Raw genomic sequence first — 19,786 nt, forward strand, 5'->3', positions numbered from 1 at the left:
CTAGCACGCTGAAGGTTTGCGCGCTCATTGCCATCGCAGCTCACTTCGCAGTGCCATGTCCCAAGGAGGGATCGGGCTGAAGCGGCTCTTGAGGAATTCGAGCAGCAAGCGGCTGCGAGAGTTCGTTTCATGTGCCAGGCGTAGCGCATAAATACCGCTGGTCTCTGCAGCGGGCAGGCCGTTGTCGCAAAAAAGTGGTACCAGTTCGCCACGCAGCAGGTAGTCGCTGATCAGCCAGGTCGGCAGGTGCGCAACGCCCAGGCCGGCAAGCGCGCCGAACAGCAGGGTTTCAGCATTGTTGGCGGCCATGCGCATCCGCGAGGGCCGGTACAGCCGTGATTGCCCATCGACGTTGAAGCGCCAGGCGAACGGCGGTGCCAGGCCGTCCCAGTCCAGCCCGTCGTGACCGGGCAGTTCGCTGGGGCAGGCGGGTATGCCGCGGCTGGCCAGGTAGGCGGGGCTGGCGCAAGCGACGCGGACCATGTAGGCCAGCGGTGTGGCGACCAGGCGGGTATCGGCCAGAGGGCCCGCACGCAGCACCAGGTCGACCTCGCCAAGGTGGCTGCCGTGCAGGTCGACGAAGCTGTCGATCAGCCGCAGGTGCACATCAAGGCCTGGGTAGGCCACCAGGAAGTCGGCAATGGCCGGAGCCAGGTGGCGGCGGCCGAAGGCGGCAGGGGCGTCGATACGGATCAAGCCCTCCGGAGCACTGCTCAGTGATACGGCCTCGGCGCGGGCCAGGCGCAGTTCCTCGATGATGCGCCGGGCGCGCTCGGCGAAGGCGTTGCCTGCAGGCGTGGCACGCACCGCATGGGTGCTGCGGGTGAACAGGCGGCTGCCCACGGCGCTCTCGAGGCTGTCGATGCGCCGGGCGACGGCGGAGGGGGTAAGTGGATGGCGCCGGGCGGCAGCGGAAAAACTGCCAGTCTCCAGCACATCGAGGAACAGGCTCAGTTGGTCGGTAAGGGTGTCAGGGCTCATGGCTGCCTTGCTTTTGCATTAAACGCACAGCCATTGTGCGTTGCTGTGCGTTTCCCCGCCAGAGCGTAATCGTTAGCATGCTCGCATTGTTGATGCAGGCGGATGAGGCCCTGATGATCGAGTGGTTGATGTATATCGTGCTGGGCGCAGCCTTGGGCACCATGGGTGGGTTGTTCGGCATTGGCGGCGGCCTGATCGCCATTCCGGCACTTGGTGTGCTGTTCGGGCTTGATCAGCAGTTGGCCCAAGGCACGGCCTTGGTGATGGTGGTGCCGAACGTGTTGCTGGCCCTGTGGCGTTATCACCAGCGCAACCGCATCGAGTTGCGCCATGCCTTGCCGTTGTCGGTGTGCAGCTTGGTGTTCGCCTGGTTGGGCTCGATCTGGGCAGTGGGTATCGATGCGCAGGCCATGCGCCTGGGCTTTGTCGGCTTTCTGGTGGCGCTGGCCCTGTGGAACGTGGCGCGTATGTTTAACAAATCCGCCCCGGCAAGCCCGGAGCTGCGCCATCACTGGCCCTGGCTGGGGGTGCTGGGTTGCTTCAGTGGAACCATGGGCGGTTTGTTCGGGGTGGGCGGCGCGGTGGTGGCTACGCCGATCCTGACCAGCGTGTTCGGCGCCACGCAGGTGGTGGCGCAAGGGCTGTCGCTGGCGCTGGCGGCGCCGAGCACCATGGTGACTTTGCTGACCTATGGCGTGCACCACAGTGTCGACTGGGGGGTGGGGATACCGTTGGCAGTCGGAGGCCTGCTCAGTATCAGCTGGGGAGTGCGGCTGGCCCATGCGCTGCCAGAGAAGGTGCTGCGGGCGATGTTCTGTGTATTTTTGGTGGTGTGCGCCGTGATGCTTGGATTTGAGCTTTAGAGTGGTCTGGCGCACCCATTACTGGAAGCCTTCGATGATGTAGTCGGCCATGCAGTCGGTGATCGGTGACTGGCTTTGTGCATTGCGCAGCAGCATCACATTGGCCACCGGCAGCTCAGGCAAGCCGTCCTGTTCGCCCAGGATACGGATATTGCCGCCAATCAGGCTCTGCAACTGCGCCGTCACTGCCAGCCCTGCCGTGACGATGGCAAAGATCGCCGCCAGGCTCGGGCTGGTGTAGGCGATGCGGTAGTCGATGCCTTGGGCCTCCAGGGCATTGCAGGTCCAGGCGCGGCAGAAGCAGTCGGTATTGAACAGTGCCAGCGGCATCGGCCGTTGCTCCTGTGGGCAGAAGCTTTCGGCGGCGGCCCACACCAGGCGTTCCTGGCGCAGCAACTGGCCAACTTCGTTCCCGGGCTCACGGGTGACGATGGTCAGGTCCAGGTCCTGGCGCAGCATCAGGTGTTTAGACGAATCACAATGCACCTCCACCTGCACCAGCGGGTAGGCCTGGGCGAAGCTTGACAGGATGGTCGGCAAGAACCGCATGGCGTAGTCGTCCGGTGTGCCTATGCGCACCAGCCCGACCATGTGCGGCATGCGCAAGGTGTTGAACACTTCGCCATGCAGCTTGAGGATGCGCCGTGCGTAGCCCAGCAGTACCTGGCCCTCGGCGGTCAGGCGCACCTGGCGGCCGTCGCGCTCGAACAGTTGGCGCTGCAGGACGTCTTCCTCCAGGCGTTTCATCTGCATGCTGACGGCCGACTGGGTGCGGTTGACCACTTCGCCGGCGCGGGTGAACCCACCTTGCTCGGCAATGGCGACAAAGGTGCGCAGCACGTCGGCATCGAGGCTTTGGTAGTGGGACATTGCATCAATCTCCTAGATGCATAGCATAAGAAACATTCGTTGGATTGATCTTAAGCCCGGGGCGAGACTGAAGCCATCAACACGGAGGGCTTCACGATGAAAGGTCATGTCAGCAGCATTCAGCACCCTGCCTTTTCCCTCAACCACCTGTGGCATGCTGCCTTGCAGCGCCCGGCTCGCTGGTTGGAGCTGTATCGCCAGCGTCGGGAACTGGCCAGTCTCAGCGATGCGACGTTGCAGGATCTGGGGTTGAGCCGGGCAGATATCCAGCAGGAGGCAGAGCGGCCATTCTGGGATGATCCGCTGCGTAAGTGAGGGGGCGAGCGCCGTGCGGGCGGCGCTCGGTCTTCAGGGCGCTGAAGAAGCTGCGACAGCTACTTACCTCAACGGCGCACCTGCTTGAGCGTTTCGGCAATCAAAAACGCCAGCTCCAGCGACTGGTCGGCGTTCATGCGGGGGTCGCAGTGAGTATGGTAACGGTCCGACAGCCCGTCTTCGGTGATCGGCCGTGCGCCACCGATGCACTCGGTAACGTTCTGCCCGGTCATCTCGATGTGAATACCGCCCGCGTGGCTGCCTTCGGCCTGGTGCACCTGGAAGAACTGCTTTACCTCATCGAGAATCTGCGCGAAGTCACGGGTCTTGTAGCCGCTGCTGGCCTTGATGGTATTACCGTGCATCGGGTCCGAGCTCCACAGCACCTTGCGCCCCTCGCGCTCGACGGTGCGGATCAGCCGGGGCAGGTGCTCACCGACCTTGCCGGCGCCCATGCGCACGATGAGGTTGAGGCGCCCCGGGTCGTTGGCCGGGTTGAGCGTGTCGATCAGGCGGATCAGCTCTTCAGGGTTCATGCTTGGGCCGACCTTGACCCCGATCGGGTTGTGCACCCCACGCAGGAATTCCACATGTGCGCCATCGAGCTGGCGGGTGCGGTCGCCGATCCACAGCATGTGTGCCGAGCAGTCGTAGTAGTCGCCGGTCAGGCTGTCTTGGCGCACGAAGGCTTCTTCGTAGTTCAGCAGCAGTGCCTCGTGGGCGGTGAAAAAGCTGGTTTCGCGCAATTGCGGGGCGCTGTCCAGGCCGCAGGCGCGCATGAAGGCCAAGGTCTCGTCGATGCGGTTGGCCAACTGGTGGTATTTGTCGGCCAGCGCCGAGTTGGCGATGAAGTCCAGGTTCCACTTGTGCACCTGGTGCAGGTCGGCGAAGCCGCCCTGGGCGAAGGCGCGCAGCAGGTTGAGGCTGGCGGTGGCCTGGTGGTAGGCCTGCAGCAGGCGGTCCGGGTCTGGCACGCGGCTTTTTTCGTCGAAGCCGATACCGTTGACGATGTCGCCGCGGTAGGCCGGCAAGGTGACGTTGCCGATGGTTTCGTCGCCCGATGAGCGTGGCTTGGCGAACTGGCCCGCCATGCGCCCGACCTTGACCACCGGGCAACCGGCGGCGAAGGTCATGACGATGGCCATCTGCAGTAACACCTTGAAGGTGTCGCGGATCTTCGCCGCAGAGAACTCGGCGAAGCTTTCGGCGCAGTCGCCGCCCTGCAGCAGGAAGGCGCGGCCTTCGGTGACCTCGGCGAACTGCCGGCGCAGCTCGCGCGCTTCCCCGGCGAACACCAGCGGCGGGTAGCTGGCCAAGGTCTGCTCGACCTTGAGCAGATGCGCGGCATCGGGGTAGGTCGGTTGCTGCTGGATCGGCAGGGTACGCCAGCTGTCAGGGCTCCACGGTCGGTTCATCAAAGGCTCGGTCTTGTCGGTTATAGGCTGTCTGCCATGGTAACAGTTGGCGCTGAGCTTGTTGCATCGGGGACGTTGGCGGACAATGCGCGTTTTTGCGCGGGCGGGTGACAGGTTCATGGCGACGGAGCGGGAAGAGCGGCTGTTGGCTCGGGTCGAGGATGCCTTTGGGGTCATCAGCGTGTATGAAGTGGATGATTACCGCTTCCTCGAATTTGGCGATGCCATCGAGCAAAGCTGCGTGTTCACTGCCGACCCCAGCTGGCTGGAGTACGACTACACCCGCGCCATGCTGGTCGGTGCGCTGTGCCACGAGCTGCCTGAAAGCGCCCTGTTTCTTGGCTTGGGCGCCGGTACCCTGACCCAGGCCTGCATGAAATTCTTGCCGCTGGAAGACATCGAGGCCATCGAGCTGCGCCCGGATGTACCGCGCCTGGCCATGGAGTACCTGGGCCTGGACGACGACCCGCGCCTGTATGTGCGGGTTGGCGATGCGCTGGAGCTGCTGCCCACGGCGGAGAAAACCGACCTGTTGTTCGTCGACCTGTATACCGACCACGGCCCGGGTGTCGGGCATCTGGCCTGGACCTTTCTGGAAAATTGCCAGAAGCAGCTCAACCCCGGTGGCTGGCTGGTGATCAACCAGTGGGCCGGTGATGACGGCAGGCCGCTGGGCGCGGCGCTGTTGCGCGGGTTGTACCACCGGCACTACTGGGAGCTGCCGGTGAAGGAGGGCAATGTGATCCTGCTGGTGCCGGCGGACCTGGAGCAAACGCTGGACCTGGGTGGGCTCAAGGGCAGGGCTGAAGCCTTGGCGCCACAGCTGGGGTACAGCCTTGAGGGGTTGATCAAGGAAATCCGCCCAGCAACGTGAAGGCCTGGCGCCGTCCCCCCGTAGGAGCGGCCTTGTGTCGCGAAAGGGTGCGAAGCGCCCTCGGGATTTTAGCGTCGCCGCATACATTGCCGGGTCCGCTTTGCGGCCCTTTCGCGACACAAGGCCGCTCCTACCGGGGCCGTGCCAGGCTTTGAGAGATAATCGTTTCAGCTATCGGCCATTGATGGCCTCGTACTGGCCCCATGCTCGTGAAAATTTTCCACACTTCCCTCTATTAATTCGGGTATAGTACGCGCCGGTCTTTTAGCGGGCCTCAAAATCAGGTGGTGCAAATCCTCCGAGTCCAGCTTCGGCTGCACGTCCGCTAGGCGGACCTTCCCAAGTTTTTCTTTTTCAATCGTTTTCGCAAATCCCCGCCGCCAGAGCTGCCTGGGTGACCATTTGGTCTTTCAAGGCATGTGCAGCTTTGGAGCATGGGTCTTTGCGGATGCACATAGAGGCAGACCCATGACCCAGGAAACCGGCGGATTCGCCGCTCTCGATCTCAATCCGAATATCGTTGCAGCTGTTCTGGCCACCGGCTACGAAGAGCCTTCGGCTATTCAGCATCAATCGATCCCGATCATCCTCGCCGGTCACGACATGATCGGCCAGGCGCAGACTGGCACCGGCAAGACCGCTGCCTTCGCCCTGCCGATCCTCAACAAGATCGACGTGAGCAAGCGCGAACCGCAAGCCCTGATCCTGGCGCCAACCCGTGAGTTGGCGCTGCAAGTAGCCACCGCTTTCGAAACCTACGCCAAGCAGATGCCGGGCGTTAACGTGGTGGCTGTATACGGTGGTGCCCCGATGGGCCCACAACTGCGTGCCATTCGTAACGGCGCGCAAATCGTCGTGGCCACCCCTGGCCGTCTGTGCGACCACCTGCGTCGCGACGAAAAAGTCCTGTCCACCGTGCAGTACCTGGTACTGGACGAAGCCGACGAAATGCTCAAGCTGGGCTTCATGGATGACCTCGAAGTGATCTTCGATGCCATCCCGGCCAGCCGTCAGACTGTACTGTTCTCCGCTACCCTGCCTTCGTCGATCCGCTCGATCGCCGAACGTCACCTGCGTGAGCCCAAGCACGTCAAGATCCAGAGCAAGACCCAGACCGTAACCGCGATCGACCAGGCTCACCTGATGGTGCACGCCGACCAGAAGATCCCGGCTGTTCTGCGTTTGCTGGAAGTGGAAGAGTTCGACGCGCTGATCGCCTTCGTGCGTACCAAGCAAGCCACCCTGGACCTGGCCGCCGCCCTGGAAGCCAAAGGCTACAAGGCTGCTGCGCTGAACGGCGACATCGCCCAGAACCAGCGTGAGCGCGTCATCGACTCGCTCAAGGACGGCCGCCTGGACATCGTCGTCGCCACTGACGTCGCTGCCCGTGGTCTGGACGTACCGCGCATCACCCACGTGTTCAACGTGGACATGCCGTACGACCCGGAGTCCTACGTGCACCGTATCGGCCGTACCGGCCGTGCCGGTCGCGAAGGCCGTGCACTGCTGCTGGTCACCCCGCGTGAGCGCCGCATGCTGCAGGTCATCGAGCGCGTTACCGGGCAAAAGGTTGCCGAAGCGCGCCTGCCGAACGCTCAGGCCGTGCTGGATGCGCGTATCAAGAAGCTGACCTCGAGCCTGGCGCCGCTGGTAGCCGAAGCAGAAGCCACTCACGGTGAACTGTTCGACCGCCTGACCGAAGCCCTGGGTTGCAGCCCGCGTGCCCTGTCCGCAGCACTGCTGCGCAAGGCCACCAATGGCCAGGCGCTGGACCTGGCAGCGGTAGAGCGCGAGCAGCCGCTGGTACCAAGCTTCGCACCGCGCGGTGAGCGCCCGGAGCGTGGTGACCGTGCCGAGCGTAGCGACCGTGGTGAGCGCGAGCGTCGTGCGCCACTGCCGCTGGCCGAAGGCCGCGTGCGTTGCCGTACCGCGCTGGGTGCCCGTGATGGTATCGCTGCCAAGAACCTGCTGGGTGCGATCCTCAACGAAGGTGGCCTGGCCCGTGATGCGATCGGTCGCATCCAGGTGCGTGACAGCTTCAGCCTGATCGAGCTGCCGGAAGACGGCCTCGAGCGCCTGCTGACCAAGCTCAAGGACACCCGCGTGGCTGGCAAGCAGCTGAAGCTGCGTCGCTACCGCGAAGATTGATCCTGGCGTAATGAAAAAATCCCCGGCTTAGGTCGGGGATTTTTTTTGCCTGCAGTTTTTTGGGGCTGCCATACAGCCCTTTCGCGGCGCAAGGCCGCTCCTACGGGCGATTCTTCAGTCGAAGCGATAGATGTCCATACCCAGCGCCCCTAGGGTAAAGCCTTGGTGCACAATGCCAAATCTGCCCCCGGCCCCAAGGGCAAAGAACAACGGCAAGAAATGCTCATCACTGGGGTGGTTACGCAACGCAAACGGCGCTTGTTGCTTGAAGTCCAGCAGCGCGGCCTGGTCGTCCTCGCCCAGCTTCTCCACCACCCAGTCACGAAACGCCAGTGCCCAAGGCTCGATCACGTCCGGCCCGGCATGCCAGTCCAGTTCGCCCAGGTTATGGGTGATGCTCCCGGACCCCACCAGCAATACCCCTTCGCTGCGCAGCCCGGCCAATGCCTGGCCGACCTTGATTTGCAGCGCCGGCCCCATGTGGCTAGGGAGCGACACCTGAATCAGCGCAATGCTTGCATCGGGATACATCAACGACATCGGCACCCAGGCCCCATGGTCGAATGGCCGCTGGGCATCCAGGCGAGCTGGCAGGCCGGCGGCGTTCAGCCGCTCGCTGACGTTCGCGGCCAGTTGCGCATGGCCAGGCGCAGGGTACTGAACGGCGTACAGCGCTGCAGGAAAGCCGTAGAAGTCATGCCAGGTTTCGGGGTGCGGGTTGCCGGTCACCAGCAGCTCTTGGCTTTCCCAGTGCGCTGAGACCACCACTATCGCCTTCGGGCGTGGCAGGGCATTGGCCAGCCGGGCCAGCGCCGGCCCGCTGGCGCCGGGTTGCAGGGCGAGCATGGGGGAGCCGTGGGAAATGAACAGGCTGGGCAGCATGGTAGGGTCCTGAAGGGTAAGATGCAGTCATCTTCGATCAGTCACCGATCGATATCCAATATAAGATTTTTGCGCAACTGATCTAAAAACCAGGAGGAACTATGGAGGCGGCGTTCTGGCACCAAAAGTGGGCCGATAACCAGATCGGTTTTCACCAGGCCCAGGCCAACCCCTACCTGCAACGCTACTGGCCGGGGCTCGGTCTGGCTGCCGGTAGCCGGGTGCTGGTGCCGTTGTGCGGCAAGAGCCTGGACATGGCCTGGCTGGCGGGGCAGGGCTATCGCGTGCGGGGTATCGAGCTGTCGCGTCGGGCGGTGGAGGACTTCTTCCAAGAGCAGGGGCTGCAGGCGCAGGTTTGGCAACAGGGTGCGTTCGAGGTCTGGTGCAGTGGTGAGGTGGAGCTGTGGTGTGGCGATTTCTTCGCCTTGCGCGCCGAGGATGTGGCCGATTGCGTGGGGCTGTATGACCGGGCTGCCTTGATTGCCCTGCCGCCGCAAATGCGTGAGCGATACATGGGCTTGCTTTCGCAAATACTGCCTGTGGGCAGTGGGCTTCTGGTGACTTTGGACTACGAGCAGAAACTGTTGGCGGGGCCGCCGTTTTCGGTCGCCGACGAGGAAGTGCGGCGTGGGTTTGCCGGTTGGCAGGTGGAGGAAGTGGAGGCGAGAGACGTGATAGGGGAAAGCCCTAAGTTCTTGCAGGCGGGGGTCAAGCGCCTGGTGGAGCGGGTGTATCGCGTACAGTTCTGATGTGGGTTTGCCTGTGCCGGCCCTATCGCCGGCAAGCCGGCTCCCACAGAGACACCCGCAGTTCTGAGAATTTGTGGCTTACATGTGCGGGCCGGCTGCATAAAAAAGGGCGACCGAAGTCGCCCTTTCTTGTTGGCGGTGAATCAGCCGCGGCGGCGCAGCGCCTCGATGCGTTCTTCCAGCGGCGGGTGGCTCATCAGCAGGCCGGCCAGGCCATGCTTGAGGCCGCCGTTGATGCCGAAGGCCTTCATGGTGTCGGGCATGTGCACCGGCAGGCCTTGCTCTACGCGCAGGCGCTGCAGGGCGCCGATCATCGCGGCAGTGCCGGCCAGTTGCGCACCGGCTTCGTCGGCGCGGTATTCGCGGCGGCGCGAGAACCACATCACGATCATGCTGGCGAGGATGCCCAGGACCAGCTCGGCGACGATGGTCGCCACATAGTAGGCAATGCCCTGGCCTTCTTCGTTCTTGAAGATCACCTTGTCGACGAAGTTGCCGATGATGCGGGCGAAGAACATCACGAAGGTGTTCACCACGCCTTGCACCAGCGCCAGGGTGACCATGTCACCGTTGGCCACATGGCCGATCTCGTGGGCCAGCACGGCGCGCACCTCATCAGGCGAAAAGCGCTCCAGCAGGCCTTGGGATACTGCTACCAATGCGTCGTTGCGGTTCCAGCCGGTGGCGAAGGCGTTAGCCTCGTAGGCCGGGAAGATACCCACTTCGGGCATTTTGATACCGGCTTCGCGCGACAGCTCTTCGACCGTCTGCAGCAGCCATTGCTCGTGGCGGGTACGCGGCTGGGAGATGATCTGGGTGCCGGTGCTCATTTTCGCCATCCACTTGGAGATGAACAGCGAAACGAGGGAGCCGGCAAAGCCGAACACGGCGCAGAAGACCAGCAGGCTGCTGAGGTTGAGGTCAACCCCGTTGGCGGCCATGAACCCGTTGAAGCCGAACAGGCTCAGGGTAATGCTTGCAACCAGCACCACCGCAAGGTTGGTGGCTACAAACAACAGAATGCGCATCATGGTTGTTACGTTCTCCTGACGGATGAGTGTGTTGCGTATGCGGGGTATATAAGGGGCCGGACGCGCCGATTCAATCGGCGGACTATTTCAAACTGTGTACGGCGGAGTATGGCAGAGGATCTGGCGGGGGCTGTGAGCTAGAGCGTTGCAGGATGTAAGAAAGGTTATGTGGGGTTATAGGGGGCTGCTTTGCAGCCCAATCGCCGGCAAGCCGGCTCCCACAGGTACCCCACAGTACTGAAGACTTGTGCCGTCCTTGTGGGAGCCGGCTTGCCGGCGATGAAGCCAGTACTTACTGCGAATACGTGCGCAGGAAGTTGCCAATCCGGCCAATCGCAGCCTCCAGGTCATCCACCCGTGGCAAGGTCACCACACGGAAGTGGTCCGGCCAAGGCCAGTTGAACGCCGTGCCCTGGACGATCAGCAGCTTCTCAGACAGCAGCAGGTCGAGCGCGAACTTCTCGTCGTTGAGGATCGGGCAGACTTTAGGGTCGATCCGCGGGAAGGCATACAGCGCACCCATCGGCTTGACGCAGCTAACCCCCGGGATGTCATTGAGCAGCTCATAGGTGCGGTTGCGCTGCTCCAGCAGCCGGCCAGGGGGCAGCACCAGGTCATTGATGCTCTGATAACCGCCCAGCGCAGTCTGGATGGCGTGCTGGGCCGGTACGTTGGCGCACAGGCGCATGTTGGCCAGCATGTCGATGCCTTCGATGTAGCTCTGGGCGTGGTGCTTGGGCCCGGAGATGATCAGCCAGCCGGAGCGGAAGCCCGCCACCCGGTACGACTTGGACAGGCCGTTGAAGGTCAGGCACAGCAGGTCCGGGGCCAGTGACGCGGTGCTGATGTGCACGGCCTCGTCATAGAGGATCTTGTCGTAGATCTCGTCGGAGAACACCACCAGGTTGTGCTGGCGTGCCAGCTCCAGCATGCCCAGCAGCAACTCTTTGGAATAGACGGCGCCGGTCGGGTTGTTCGGGTTGATGATGACCAGGGCCTTGGTGTTCGGGGTGATCTTGGCCTTGATGTCTTCAAGGTCAGGGAACCAGTCGGCCTGTTCGTCGCACAGGTAATGCACCGGCTTGCCGCCTGCCAGGCTCACCGCAGCGGTCCATAGCGGGTAGTCGGGGGCCGGGATCAGCACTTCGTCGCCGTTGTTGAGCAGTGCCTGCATCGACATGACGATCAGCTCGGAAACACCATTGCCCAGGTAGATGTCCTCGATGGTGACACCCTCGATTTCCTTCTGCTGGCAGTACTGCATCACCGCCTTGCGCGCGCTGAACAGGCCTTTGGAGTCGCTGTAGCCCTGGGCAGTGGGCAGGTTGCGGATCACATCCTGGAGGATTTCGTCCGGCGCTTCGAAGCCAAACGGCGCCGGGTTGCCGATGTTCAGCTTGAGGATGCGGTGGCCTTCCTCTTCCAGGCGTTTGGCGTGCTTGAGCACCGGGCCGCGAATGTCGTAGCAGACATTGGCGAGCTTGTTCGATTTGCTGAACTGCATGATGTGATCCCGATTGAGAATACGCGGTGCGCCGCCGTCGAAAGGTTTGAAAGGGCGGGGCGCGGGTGCCAGACTTGAGGCCTTGCACACGAAGCCAACTAATATACGTGCCACCCGCGCTACGGAAAAGACGGCGCGAGGTGAAATTCAGCCTGCCGAGGTCCCTACATGCAAAAGATCGACAAAACCCTTGAAGAATGGCGTGCGATGCTCGACCCGGAGCAGTACCAGGTGTGCCGCCTCAAAGGTACCGAGCGGCCGTTTACCGGCAAGTACAACAGCGAAAAGCGTGCGGGTACCTACCATTGCATCTGCTGCGACCTGCCGCTGTTCGATTCGAACACGAAATTCGACTCTGGCTGTGGCTGGCCGAGTTTCTACGCGCCGATCGAAGACAGCGCGATGATCGAGACGCGCGACACCTCCCACGGCATGATCCGCACCGAGGTGACCTGCGCGCAATGTGACGCCCACCTGGGCCATGTGTTCCCCGACGGCCCGCCACCGACCGGCCTGCGTTACTGCATCAACTCGGTGTGCCTGGACTTCAAACCGCGTGATGGAGCCTGACCATGGCTGAATCGATGCTGGACATCCCCTGCGTGACCTTGGCCGGTGAACGCAAGGTGCTGGGCGACTTTGCGGGCAAGGCGCTGCTGGTGGTCAATACCGCCAGCCAGTGCGGCTTCACCCCGCAGTACAAGGGGCTGGAGCACCTGTGGCAGCTTTACCGCGAGCGTGGCCTGGTGGTGCTGGGTTTCCCGTGCAACCAGTTCGGCAAGCAGGAGCCGGGTGAGGCACGGGAGATCGCGCAGTTCTGCGAGCGTAATTTCGGCGTGAGTTTCCCGCTGTTTCGCAAGGTGGAGGTCAACGGCCCTGGGGCCCACCCGCTGTTCGTCGAGCTCAAACAGCGCGCCCCGGGCCTGCTCGGGTCGCAGAAGATCAAGTGGAACTTCACCAAGTTTCTGCTCGACCCGGCCAGCGGCAAGGTCACGCGTTACGCGCCAACCACCAAGCCGCAGGCACTGGAGGCCGATATCGAGCGCCTGCTCAGCCGCTAAGGGGCACCCAGTGGTCGATCAGCGCCAGTAGCTCTTCACGCCGGAATGGCTTGGCCAGGTAGTCGTTCATGCCCGCCGCCCGGCAGCGTTCGCGCTCCTCGGGCATGGCGTTGGCAGTCAGGGCGACGATCGGCAGCTCAGGCCAGCGGCCACTCTGGCGGATGCGTCGGCTGGCCTCATAGCCGTCCATCACCGGCATGTTGCAGTCCATCAACACCAGGTCGAAGTCTTCCTGCTCGAGCCGTTCCAGCGCCTCGACGCCCTGGGTGGCCACTTGCACCACGCAGCCGAGCTTGGCCAGCATGCCCTTGGCCACCAGTTGGTTCACCGGATTGTCCTCCACCAACAGAATGCGTGCCCGGCCGTCGGTGGCAGTGAGTGTCGGGATGGCCAGCGGGTGTTCGGGTGCATGGCCCTGCAGGATGCGGCGCAGCGTCTGATACAAGGCATTGCGTGCCAGGGGGCGGGCCAGCTGATGCAACGGGGCCAGTTGCGCCGCCTGTTCTGGCGACAGGAAATTGCCGTAGGCCGTCACCAGCAGGATCGGCGCTGTCAGCGAAGGGCGCAGCTGGAACAAGTGGTCCAGGTCGTCGGTGATCAACAGGTCGATGGTCCCACCCGCCAGTGCCAGGGCACTGTCATGCCTTGAGTAGCTCAGGCCCCAGCGCGGCAGTACGTCCTGCAGCAGTTCGCCAAGGCCGCTGGCGGCGTTGCTCAGCGCCACCACGCGGCCCTCCAGCGGCGCAGGTGCAATGGCCTCGGTGTGGGTGGTCAGCGGTAATTCGGCGCTGAAGCAGCTGCCCAGGCCTGGTTCGGAGCGGATGTGCAGGTGGCCCTGCATGGCTTTGCACAGGTTGCGGGTTAGTGCCAGGCCCAGGCCAGTGCCGCCATATTGGCGGGTAATGCCGGCGCCGGCCTGTGTGAACGGCTGGAAGATGCGTGCCTGCGCATCTTCGGCAATGCCAATGCCGGTGTCGCGTACTTCCAGGCGCACGCCGCCGACGATGGTGGTCAGGCACACGTCGACGCGGCCGAATCGTGTGAACTTGAGGGCATTGGACAGCAAATTGCTCACTACCTGGCGTACCCGGGTGGGGTCGCCCAATACCGAACTTGGGAAGTCACTGGCGATCAGGCAGGTCAGCTCGACGTTTTGCGCGGCGTTCTGCGATAAAAGGTTGGCGGTGTCCTCCACCATCGCGCCCAGGTCGAAGGGGATGCGTTCGAGTTCAAGCTGGCCCGCATCGAACTTGGACAGGTCGAGAATATCGTTGAGCAGTTCCACCAGCACCTTGCCCGAGTCGTGGGCAATCGATAGCTGCTGGCGCTGCTCACTCTCCAGCGGGCTGTCCAGGGCCAGGGCGATCATGCCGAGCATGCCATTGAGCGGGGTGCGAATTTCATGGCTCATGTTGGCCAAGAAGGCTGCACGGGCCTGGGCCATGTCCAGGGCGCGCTGGCGGGCTTGCACCAGCTCTTGGTTGGACTGGCTGAGGCGGCCGTTGCTGGCCTTGAGCTCTTCGGTGCGGGCCGAAACGATGTCTTCCAGCTCATTGAGGTACTGGGTCAGGCGGTTTTCGGCCGTGCGCCGTTGCTGGATCTCGGTGGCCATGCTGACCAACTGTTGGTTGGCGACCTTGACCAGCACGCCGATTTCATCGAGTTCGTGGCCCGGGGGGCAATCAAGGCGGGTTTGCCCGGGGTGGCGGGGGTCGCGGCCGCTGAGTGCGCCGATCACCTTGACCAAAGGTTTGGTCAGCATCATGTAGAACAGAGCCAGGAGGATGCCGGTGAGGACCAGGCTGCGGGCAAAGCCGTTGAGTAGCGTGACCCCGGCGCGGTCCAGGAAGCGGCTACCGAAGGCGAAGGTGTCGACGTCCAGGTACAGCGTGCCGAGATACTCTTCGGGCATATGGGTGAGGAACAGGCGCTTTTGGAACTGGCGCTGTTCACCGAACAGAAAATCGCTTACCGGCCGGTAGCTGTCCTGCATCCGGATGCGCTCGACATCGGCCAATACGGTTTCGTTGTTGTCGATCAAGCGCGCGCGGAACACTGCCGGTGACTGCAGCAGGCCCCGGGTCAGCTCGAGCGCCAGTTCCGAGTCGATGTTGTAGGCGATGCGCGAGGCCGGGTTGTGGCTGATTTGCAGCAACGCTTCCACTTCACGGTTGATGGATGCGTCTTCACTGGCATAATCGATGCCGATCTGGATGAGACTGAGCAATGTTCCCAGTATGAAGCCGACCAGGACTGTCAACCGGGCTTGCTTGTATGACAGGCGATTGGTGAACTTTATATCCATGAGTCCCGAGCCGGTTTCACGTCCCTTGCGCTGCGCAAGCATAGCCGATCAGCCACGGCTGCTGGTGGGCCTGTCGCACATTCAGCTTCAAACTTCACCTGTCTTGCTAGGAGTCGTCATGGACGCCCGCTTGAATGCTTTTCTGGAACGCGCAGAGTCCGTGCTGGCGCGCCTTGAGCCGCTGTTGCCGGCACCGCGTCCGGACATCGACTGGAACACCACGCTGGCCGCCCGCTGGCAGCGCGATGGCCGTACCGGCTACTTGATGCCGCTGCACGTCAGCCTGGACATCCGCCTGACCGACCTGATCGGCGTCGACAAGCAACGTGACCAGCTGGGCCGCAATACCCATCAGTTCATCAACGGCCTGCCAGCCAACCACGCGCTGCTGTGGGGCTCGCGTGGCACGGGCAAATCGTCGCTGGTGCGCGCGCTGCTGGCCGAACATGCAGCAGCCGGCCTGCGCCTGATCGAGATCGAGCGTGACCATCTGGCTGATTTGCCGCGTGTGGTCGAGCAACTGCAGAAACTGCCGCAACGTTTCGTCCTGTTCTGCGATGACCTGTCGTTCGAAGCCGGGGAGGGCGACTACCGGGTGCTCAAGAGCGTGCTCGACGGCTCGCTGGAGCAGGCGCCGGACAACGTGCTGTTGTACGCCACCTCCAACCGTCGCCACCTGGTGCCGGAGAAAGAGAGTGACAACGAAAACTGGAAGCGCGTCGACGGCGAACTGCACCCCAGCGAGGCGGTGGAAGACAAGATCGCCTTGTCCGACCGTTTTGGCCTGTGGCTGTCGTTCTACCCGTTCACCCAGGAGCATTTCCTCGATGTGGTCGAGCATTGGATAGGCCAGCTGGCGCGTTCTGCCGGCCTGGCCTGGCAGCGTGACGAAGCACTCGACATCCTCGCCGTGCGCTGGGCCACCGGCCGCGGCAACCGTAATGGCCGTTGTGCCTACCAGTTCGCCCGTTATTGGGTGGGGCTGCAATTGTTGGAGCAGAAATAAATGATCGACCTCAATGCCAGTGGCGCCGGCCTCGACGGCTATGACCTGCTGGCTGCGCAAGTGCAGGCACTGTTCGCCGACGAGCGTGACTTCATTGCCAATGCCGCGCAGTTTTCGGCGTTTTTGTACAACCAGGTGGACGACCTGAACTGGGCCGGGTTCTACCTCAACCGTAATGAAGAGCTGGTGCTTGGCCCGTTCCAGGGCCAGGTGGCCTGTGTGCGCATTCCGTTCAGCCGCGGCGTGTGCGGTGCGGCGGCGGCCACTCGGCAGACCCAGCGTGTGGAAGACGTGCACGCCTTCGCTGGGCATATTGCCTGTGACAGCGCATCCAATAGTGAGTTGGTGATTCCGCTGGTGAAGGAGGGCAGGCTGATTGGTGTGCTGGACCTGGACAGCCCGAAGCTGGCGCGCTTCAGTGAGGCGGACCAGCGGGGGCTGGAGCGGTTGGCGGCGGTCTTCCTGGAGTTGACCGACTGCTAGTCAGCGTTATCAGGGCTGCTGCGCAGCCCATCGCCGGCAAGCTGGCTCCTACAGGAGCTGCACTTTATCTGTGGCTTGCCGGCGTTGCTCACATCAATCGTAAATGACCCGCTTTTTCCAGGTCTCTTCCTGGTCTGTCTTGAGCCCCTGGGTCAGTGCGTTTTCGTCATTCTCGGCCGGCTCCATCTGGTCCAGCACTTGGGCATTGGCCCGGGCCAGCAGTTTCTCCAGGTAGGTCAGCTGCTCTTCATAAACCTTGGGTTCAGGCTGTTTGCGCAAATACTGCACACCGCGCTCGAACGCTAGGCGCGCCTGGCCTGGCTGCTCTTGCTGCAAAGCCTGTTGGCCCAGGTTGTTGAAGAACTCGATGTGCAGCAGCACCAGCAGGTGGCGAATCTCCTTCACCCAGTGCTTGCCCTCGATCGTTTGCAGGACGTTTTCCTGGGTGGCCTTGACGATCTGCGTGTGCAACGCCTCCAGCAAGAAGCGCACATCCTTGGCCTTGGCCTCGGTGTGGATCGGGCTGGGCGGGTTGTTCACCGGGATTCGCTCGCCTTGGGCAACCAGACCTTCCAGCTCTGCGATGCGTGCTTTGAGTTCGGCATTGTTCTTGTCCAGCGCCAGTTGCCGCTGATTGAGGTTGAGCTCCAGGCGCGTGAGCAACAGCTTGAGCGCCGGGGTCATGAACTGGCCGGGGAAGGTCTCGGTGATTTCGCCACAGCGGCGTACGCGGTCGGCGAGTTCGATCTTCAGCCGCGCGCGCTCCAGTTTGCTGTTCTCGACCACGTTGTTGAGGTAGCCGATCACGATCAGCAACGCGATACCCGCAACGATGAGCAGTGTGATCAGAAGTGGTGTCACCGTTTACGCCTCATCAGGAAGTTTTACATTGTGAGTGTAGCGAACAGGCCAGCCAGGGCGCCACGTGACTCTGTGTCGGCTCGTCGCCGGATTTCTCCAGTGATGGCACTTTGCGTTCAGCCCGCCAGAAAATCAACGCCAATCCTTGGGCACGCCTTTCGAGCACCCTATATAGAGAGCGAAGTCATTGATTTAAATAAATTTCTAGAAAAGGGTTGACGACCTTTCAAGGCATCCATAGAATGCGCGCCACTTGCAGCGTAAAGCACACAGCTAAACGCAGCAGGGAGTGAAAGCAGGCAGTAATGCTTGTAGCGTGTCCCCTTCGTCTAGTGGCCTAGGACACCGCCCTTTCACGGCGGTAACAGGGGTTCGAGTCCCCTAGGGGACGCCATTGCGGGAATAGCTCAGTTGGTAGAGCACGACCTTGCCAAGGTCGGGGTCGCGAGTTCGAGTCTCGTTTCCCGCTCCAGTTTCTCCGGCAGCGCCTTACGGCGGGGCAGGAAAAGAAAACCCAGGCTGAATCGTGAGGTTCAAATCTGGTGCACTGAAAAGTGTTGTGTGTCCCCTTCGTCTAGTGGCCTAGGACACCGCCCTTTCACGGCGGTAACAGGGGTTCGAGTCCCCTAGGGGACGCCATTTGCGGGAATAGCTCAGTTGGTAGAGCACGACCTTGCCAAGGTCGGGGTCGCGAGTTCGAGTCTCGTTTCCCGCTCCAGTTTAAATACTGTGGCGTCTATGCGGTGCAGTGGTGGTGAAGGTCGTCAAGACGCTTCACGCCGAAAGCGGTAAAGCTTCACAATGCGGGAATAGCTCAGTTGGTAGAGCACGACCTTGCCAAGGTCGGGGTCGCGAGTTCGAGTCTCGTTTCCCGCTCCAATTTAAAAAACCACCCCTTCTGGGGTGGTTTTTTTTTGCCTTCAATTTACCAGTTGTACTTGCACATACGGGAACGGTATCCAGCTGCTTTTGTTGTCCACGCTGAGAAGGCCTCGACCTCCAGCCACGTGTTGAGAGCGAACACCCCCAGCGCCGCAGGGGTTACCGTGCCCACAGTCATGGCGCCGGTTGGCGAAGGTACCGGGGTCGCGTCGGCGACCACGACGGGCTGGTTGCTACCATCGTTTCGCTTGCCGGTGATGTGCAGCCTGACGAACTGGCCAGTATCCCTGAGGGACCAGCCGGTCGGCAGGGTAAAGGTGGCTTGCATACCCATTGCGCTCAGGCTCAGCTTGTCACCCTGGATCGCAACACTTTGCGGGTGGGGTAAGTTGCGCGGGGCTTGCACCTTCAACGCGTGAGGCCGGGAGGCATGATCTACGCCGCGGCGGGTCACTTCGAAATACAGCACAAGCTCGCTGCCCATGCGGGCTGCAACGTTTGCCTTGGGTATGGAGCACTCAATGGCACCGGGAACCACTTCGACAGGTGCGTCATAGGCACCGTGATCCCCCGGGTTTCCCCAGTACACCGTCACGGTGTCAGTCGATTCGAAGCGGTTGTCGGCTTTGATGACGATGGTTGCACCCGTCAAGGCCCGCGCCGGGTCAAGCGTGCTGCTTTCGCCGGTGCTGCCGGTTTCTTTCAGGTAGGGTGCGGAGAAATTTGTCGGCAGTGGTGTTGGCTTGGCGTCCAGGGTGACGGCCTGCGAGCGCTGTACGGGCGTGCCTGCACGGTCCTGAACCGTGTAGTGGGCGTAGCGCGTGCCGTCTCCCATGTCACGGATGTGCCTGCCCGGGAATATGATTGTCAGCGGCTGGTCGATGTCCTTCAGTGCCAAGGTCCGGTTGCCGGCCTGGTCCATGCCGCCGGGTGTAGTGGACCAGTACCAGGTCAGTACGTCACCTGGGCTGATGCCCATGTAAAGGGGGATGGTGGCCTCAAGCTCTTCACCGTGTGCTACCAGGTAGGCGTCCGTGACACCGTCGCGGAGCACCTCGGGGTCGAATATCTGCGTGTTGGTGGCGGGTAGCTCGGGGGGCGTCCTGTCGATGGTGATGGTGAAGGGAGGGCTCATCGTAAAGTTGCCGTTGTAAAGCATCACCCTGTATTTCAGGGTGTGCTCCCCTTCGCTGAGCAACAGGTTTTGCGGTACATGGAGGAACAGTTCATCCTCGGGTACCGGTGCCGTCCACGATTTTTCATCGACCTGGTCATTATCCCAGTAAAGCGTCAAGGTTTCCGGCTCTGCGGGCGAGGGGAGCGAGTTCTCCCACATTTCGAATTCGACCTTCAGGGGCTGCTGCGTGGCGCCGTAATGCAGCAAATTGATTTCGCCACCTTCGATGTCTGGCAGCAGTGCTTCTATCCGAGGCGGGGCGAGATCGCTGGCTTGGGCCGTATGCCCTTTGAAACGGGCCAGAAGTGAACGCATCAAGGTAATCAACGGCATGGTTTGATCTCCAGATATAAACGAGCACCGGGTGTTGCCCTGAACC

The 19,786-nt window shown here is 62.2% G+C and carries 17 protein-coding genes, 5 tRNA genes and 1 pseudogene; 14 read left to right on the top strand and 9 right to left on the bottom strand.

The features are described from left to right. Positions 1-24 precede the first annotated feature (24 nt). Positions 25-981: a LysR family transcriptional regulator gene (locus JET17_RS07440; protein ID WP_012313382.1), complete on the bottom strand. Its 957-nt coding sequence runs from the start codon at positions 979-981 to the stop codon at positions 25-27. A gap of 113 nt (positions 982-1,094) precedes the next feature. On the opposite strand from JET17_RS07440, the gene JET17_RS07445 reads away from it, so the two are divergent. Then, positions 1,095-1,844 carry a sulfite exporter TauE/SafE family protein gene (locus JET17_RS07445; RefSeq protein ID WP_042111907.1) on the top strand — a complete coding sequence of 250 codons (750 nt, stop codon included), beginning with the start codon at positions 1,095-1,097 and terminating at the stop codon, positions 1,842-1,844. Between the two features lie 18 nt (positions 1,845-1,862). Here the strand turns inward: JET17_RS07445 and JET17_RS07450 are convergent, their stop codons facing one another. After that, positions 1,863-2,714 carry a LysR substrate-binding domain-containing protein gene (locus JET17_RS07450; protein ID WP_012313384.1) on the bottom strand — a complete coding sequence of 284 codons (852 nt, stop codon included), beginning with the start codon at positions 2,712-2,714 and terminating at the stop codon, positions 1,863-1,865. Between the two features lie 96 nt (positions 2,715-2,810). On the opposite strand from JET17_RS07450, the gene JET17_RS07455 reads away from it, so the two are divergent. Continuing rightward, complete coding sequence (locus JET17_RS07455; protein WP_012313385.1) at positions 2,811-3,029, top strand: DUF1127 domain-containing protein; 219 nt, start codon at positions 2,811-2,813, stop codon at positions 3,027-3,029. A 68-nt stretch (positions 3,030-3,097) separates the two neighbouring features. Here JET17_RS07455 and JET17_RS07460 read toward each other — a convergent pair whose 3' ends face one another. Continuing rightward, positions 3,098-4,444, bottom strand: a complete 1,347-nt coding sequence (locus tag JET17_RS07460; protein ID WP_012313386.1) for a class II 3-deoxy-7-phosphoheptulonate synthase — start codon at positions 4,442-4,444, stop codon at positions 3,098-3,100. Positions 4,445-4,562: 118 nt separating this feature from the next. Here JET17_RS07460 and JET17_RS07465 point away from each other — a divergent pair, with 118 nt between their 5' ends. Together JET17_RS07465 and JET17_RS07470 are read left to right on the top strand one after the other, a co-directional pair. Then, positions 4,563-5,318 (top strand): spermidine synthase, encoded by a 756-nt coding sequence (locus JET17_RS07465; protein ID WP_042111253.1) that lies wholly within the window; start codon positions 4,563-4,565, stop codon positions 5,316-5,318. A gap of 434 nt (positions 5,319-5,752) precedes the next feature. After that, positions 5,753-7,466 (top strand): annotated as a pseudogene (locus tag JET17_RS07470) (DEAD/DEAH box helicase). A 114-nt stretch (positions 7,467-7,580) separates the two neighbouring features. Here the strand turns inward: JET17_RS07470 and JET17_RS07475 are convergent. Continuing rightward, positions 7,581-8,348 (bottom strand): DODA-type extradiol aromatic ring-opening family dioxygenase, encoded by a 768-nt coding sequence (locus JET17_RS07475; RefSeq protein WP_012313389.1) that lies wholly within the window; start codon positions 8,346-8,348, stop codon positions 7,581-7,583. 101 nt (positions 8,349-8,449) lie between these two features. Here JET17_RS07475 and JET17_RS07480 point away from each other — a divergent pair, with 101 nt between their 5' ends. Next, entirely contained in the window at positions 8,450-9,097 is a 648-nt protein-coding gene (locus tag JET17_RS07480; RefSeq protein ID WP_012313390.1) for a thiopurine S-methyltransferase, read from the top strand. 143 nt (positions 9,098-9,240) lie between these two features. Here the strand turns inward: JET17_RS07480 and htpX are convergent, their stop codons facing one another. After that, complete coding sequence (gene htpX / locus JET17_RS07485) at positions 9,241-10,128, bottom strand: protease HtpX (RefSeq protein ID WP_012313391.1); 888 nt, start codon at positions 10,126-10,128, stop codon at positions 9,241-9,243. A gap of 292 nt (positions 10,129-10,420) precedes the next feature. After that, on the bottom strand, positions 10,421-11,632 hold the full coding sequence (locus JET17_RS07490; protein WP_012313392.1) for a pyridoxal phosphate-dependent aminotransferase: 1,212 nt from the start codon (positions 11,630-11,632) through the stop codon (positions 10,421-10,423). A gap of 168 nt (positions 11,633-11,800) precedes the next feature. Here JET17_RS07490 and msrB point away from each other — a divergent pair, with 168 nt between their 5' ends. Together msrB and JET17_RS07500 are read left to right on the top strand one after the other, a co-directional pair. Then, entirely contained in the window at positions 11,801-12,202 is a 402-nt protein-coding gene (msrB, locus tag JET17_RS07495) for a peptide-methionine (R)-S-oxide reductase MsrB (RefSeq protein WP_012313393.1), read from the top strand. 2 nt (positions 12,203-12,204) lie between these two features. Continuing rightward, positions 12,205-12,693, top strand: coding sequence for a glutathione peroxidase (locus JET17_RS07500; RefSeq protein WP_012313394.1), 489 nt, complete (start codon positions 12,205-12,207; stop codon positions 12,691-12,693). Here JET17_RS07500 and JET17_RS07505 read toward each other — a convergent pair. Continuing rightward, complete coding sequence (locus tag JET17_RS07505) at positions 12,683-15,040, bottom strand: hybrid sensor histidine kinase/response regulator (RefSeq protein WP_012313395.1); 2,358 nt, start codon at positions 15,038-15,040, stop codon at positions 12,683-12,685. The genes JET17_RS07500 and JET17_RS07505 overlap by 11 nt on opposite strands. A 76-nt stretch (positions 15,041-15,116) precedes the next feature. Between JET17_RS07505 and JET17_RS07510 the strand changes: the two genes are divergently transcribed. Both JET17_RS07510 and JET17_RS07515 read left to right on the top strand, forming a co-directional pair. Beyond that, positions 15,117-16,004, top strand: a complete 888-nt coding sequence (locus JET17_RS07510; RefSeq protein WP_012313396.1) for an ATP-binding protein — start codon at positions 15,117-15,119, stop codon at positions 16,002-16,004. Then, positions 16,005-16,487, top strand: coding sequence for a GAF domain-containing protein (locus JET17_RS07515; RefSeq protein WP_012313397.1), 483 nt, complete (start codon positions 16,005-16,007; stop codon positions 16,485-16,487). Positions 16,488-16,580: 93 nt separating this feature from the next. On the opposite strand, the gene JET17_RS07520 is transcribed toward JET17_RS07515, so the two are convergent. Then, positions 16,581-17,348 carry a hypothetical protein gene (locus JET17_RS07520; RefSeq protein ID WP_012313398.1) on the bottom strand — a complete coding sequence of 256 codons (768 nt, stop codon included), beginning with the start codon at positions 17,346-17,348 and terminating at the stop codon, positions 16,581-16,583. 318 nt (positions 17,349-17,666) lie between these two features. Here JET17_RS07520 and JET17_RS07525 point away from each other — a divergent pair. The 5 genes from JET17_RS07525 to JET17_RS07545 all read left to right on the top strand — a co-directional run bounded on the left by JET17_RS07525 (position 17,667) and on the right by JET17_RS07545 (position 18,227). Beyond that, positions 17,667-17,742 (top strand) — tRNA-Glu (locus JET17_RS07525). Positions 17,743-17,744: 2 nt separating this feature from the next. After that, positions 17,745-17,820, top strand: a tRNA-Gly gene (locus JET17_RS07530). 91 nt (positions 17,821-17,911) lie between these two features. Beyond that, a tRNA-Glu gene (locus JET17_RS07535) sits at positions 17,912-17,987 on the top strand. Between the two features lie 3 nt (positions 17,988-17,990). Continuing rightward, positions 17,991-18,066 (top strand) — tRNA-Gly (locus JET17_RS07540). Positions 18,067-18,151: 85 nt separating this feature from the next. Continuing rightward, positions 18,152-18,227: transfer RNA gene (locus JET17_RS07545), tRNA-Gly, on the top strand. A 46-nt stretch (positions 18,228-18,273) separates the two neighbouring features. Here JET17_RS07545 and JET17_RS07550 read toward each other — a convergent pair. Next, positions 18,274-19,740 (bottom strand): hypothetical protein, encoded by a 1,467-nt coding sequence (locus tag JET17_RS07550; RefSeq protein ID WP_012313399.1) that lies wholly within the window; start codon positions 19,738-19,740, stop codon positions 18,274-18,276. Between the last annotated feature and the right edge of the window lie 46 nt (positions 19,741-19,786).

The sequence above is a fragment of the Pseudomonas putida genome, assembly GCF_016406145.1.
In the GTDB taxonomy this organism is placed as follows: Bacteria; Pseudomonadota; Gammaproteobacteria; order Pseudomonadales; family Pseudomonadaceae; genus Aquipseudomonas; species Aquipseudomonas putida_E.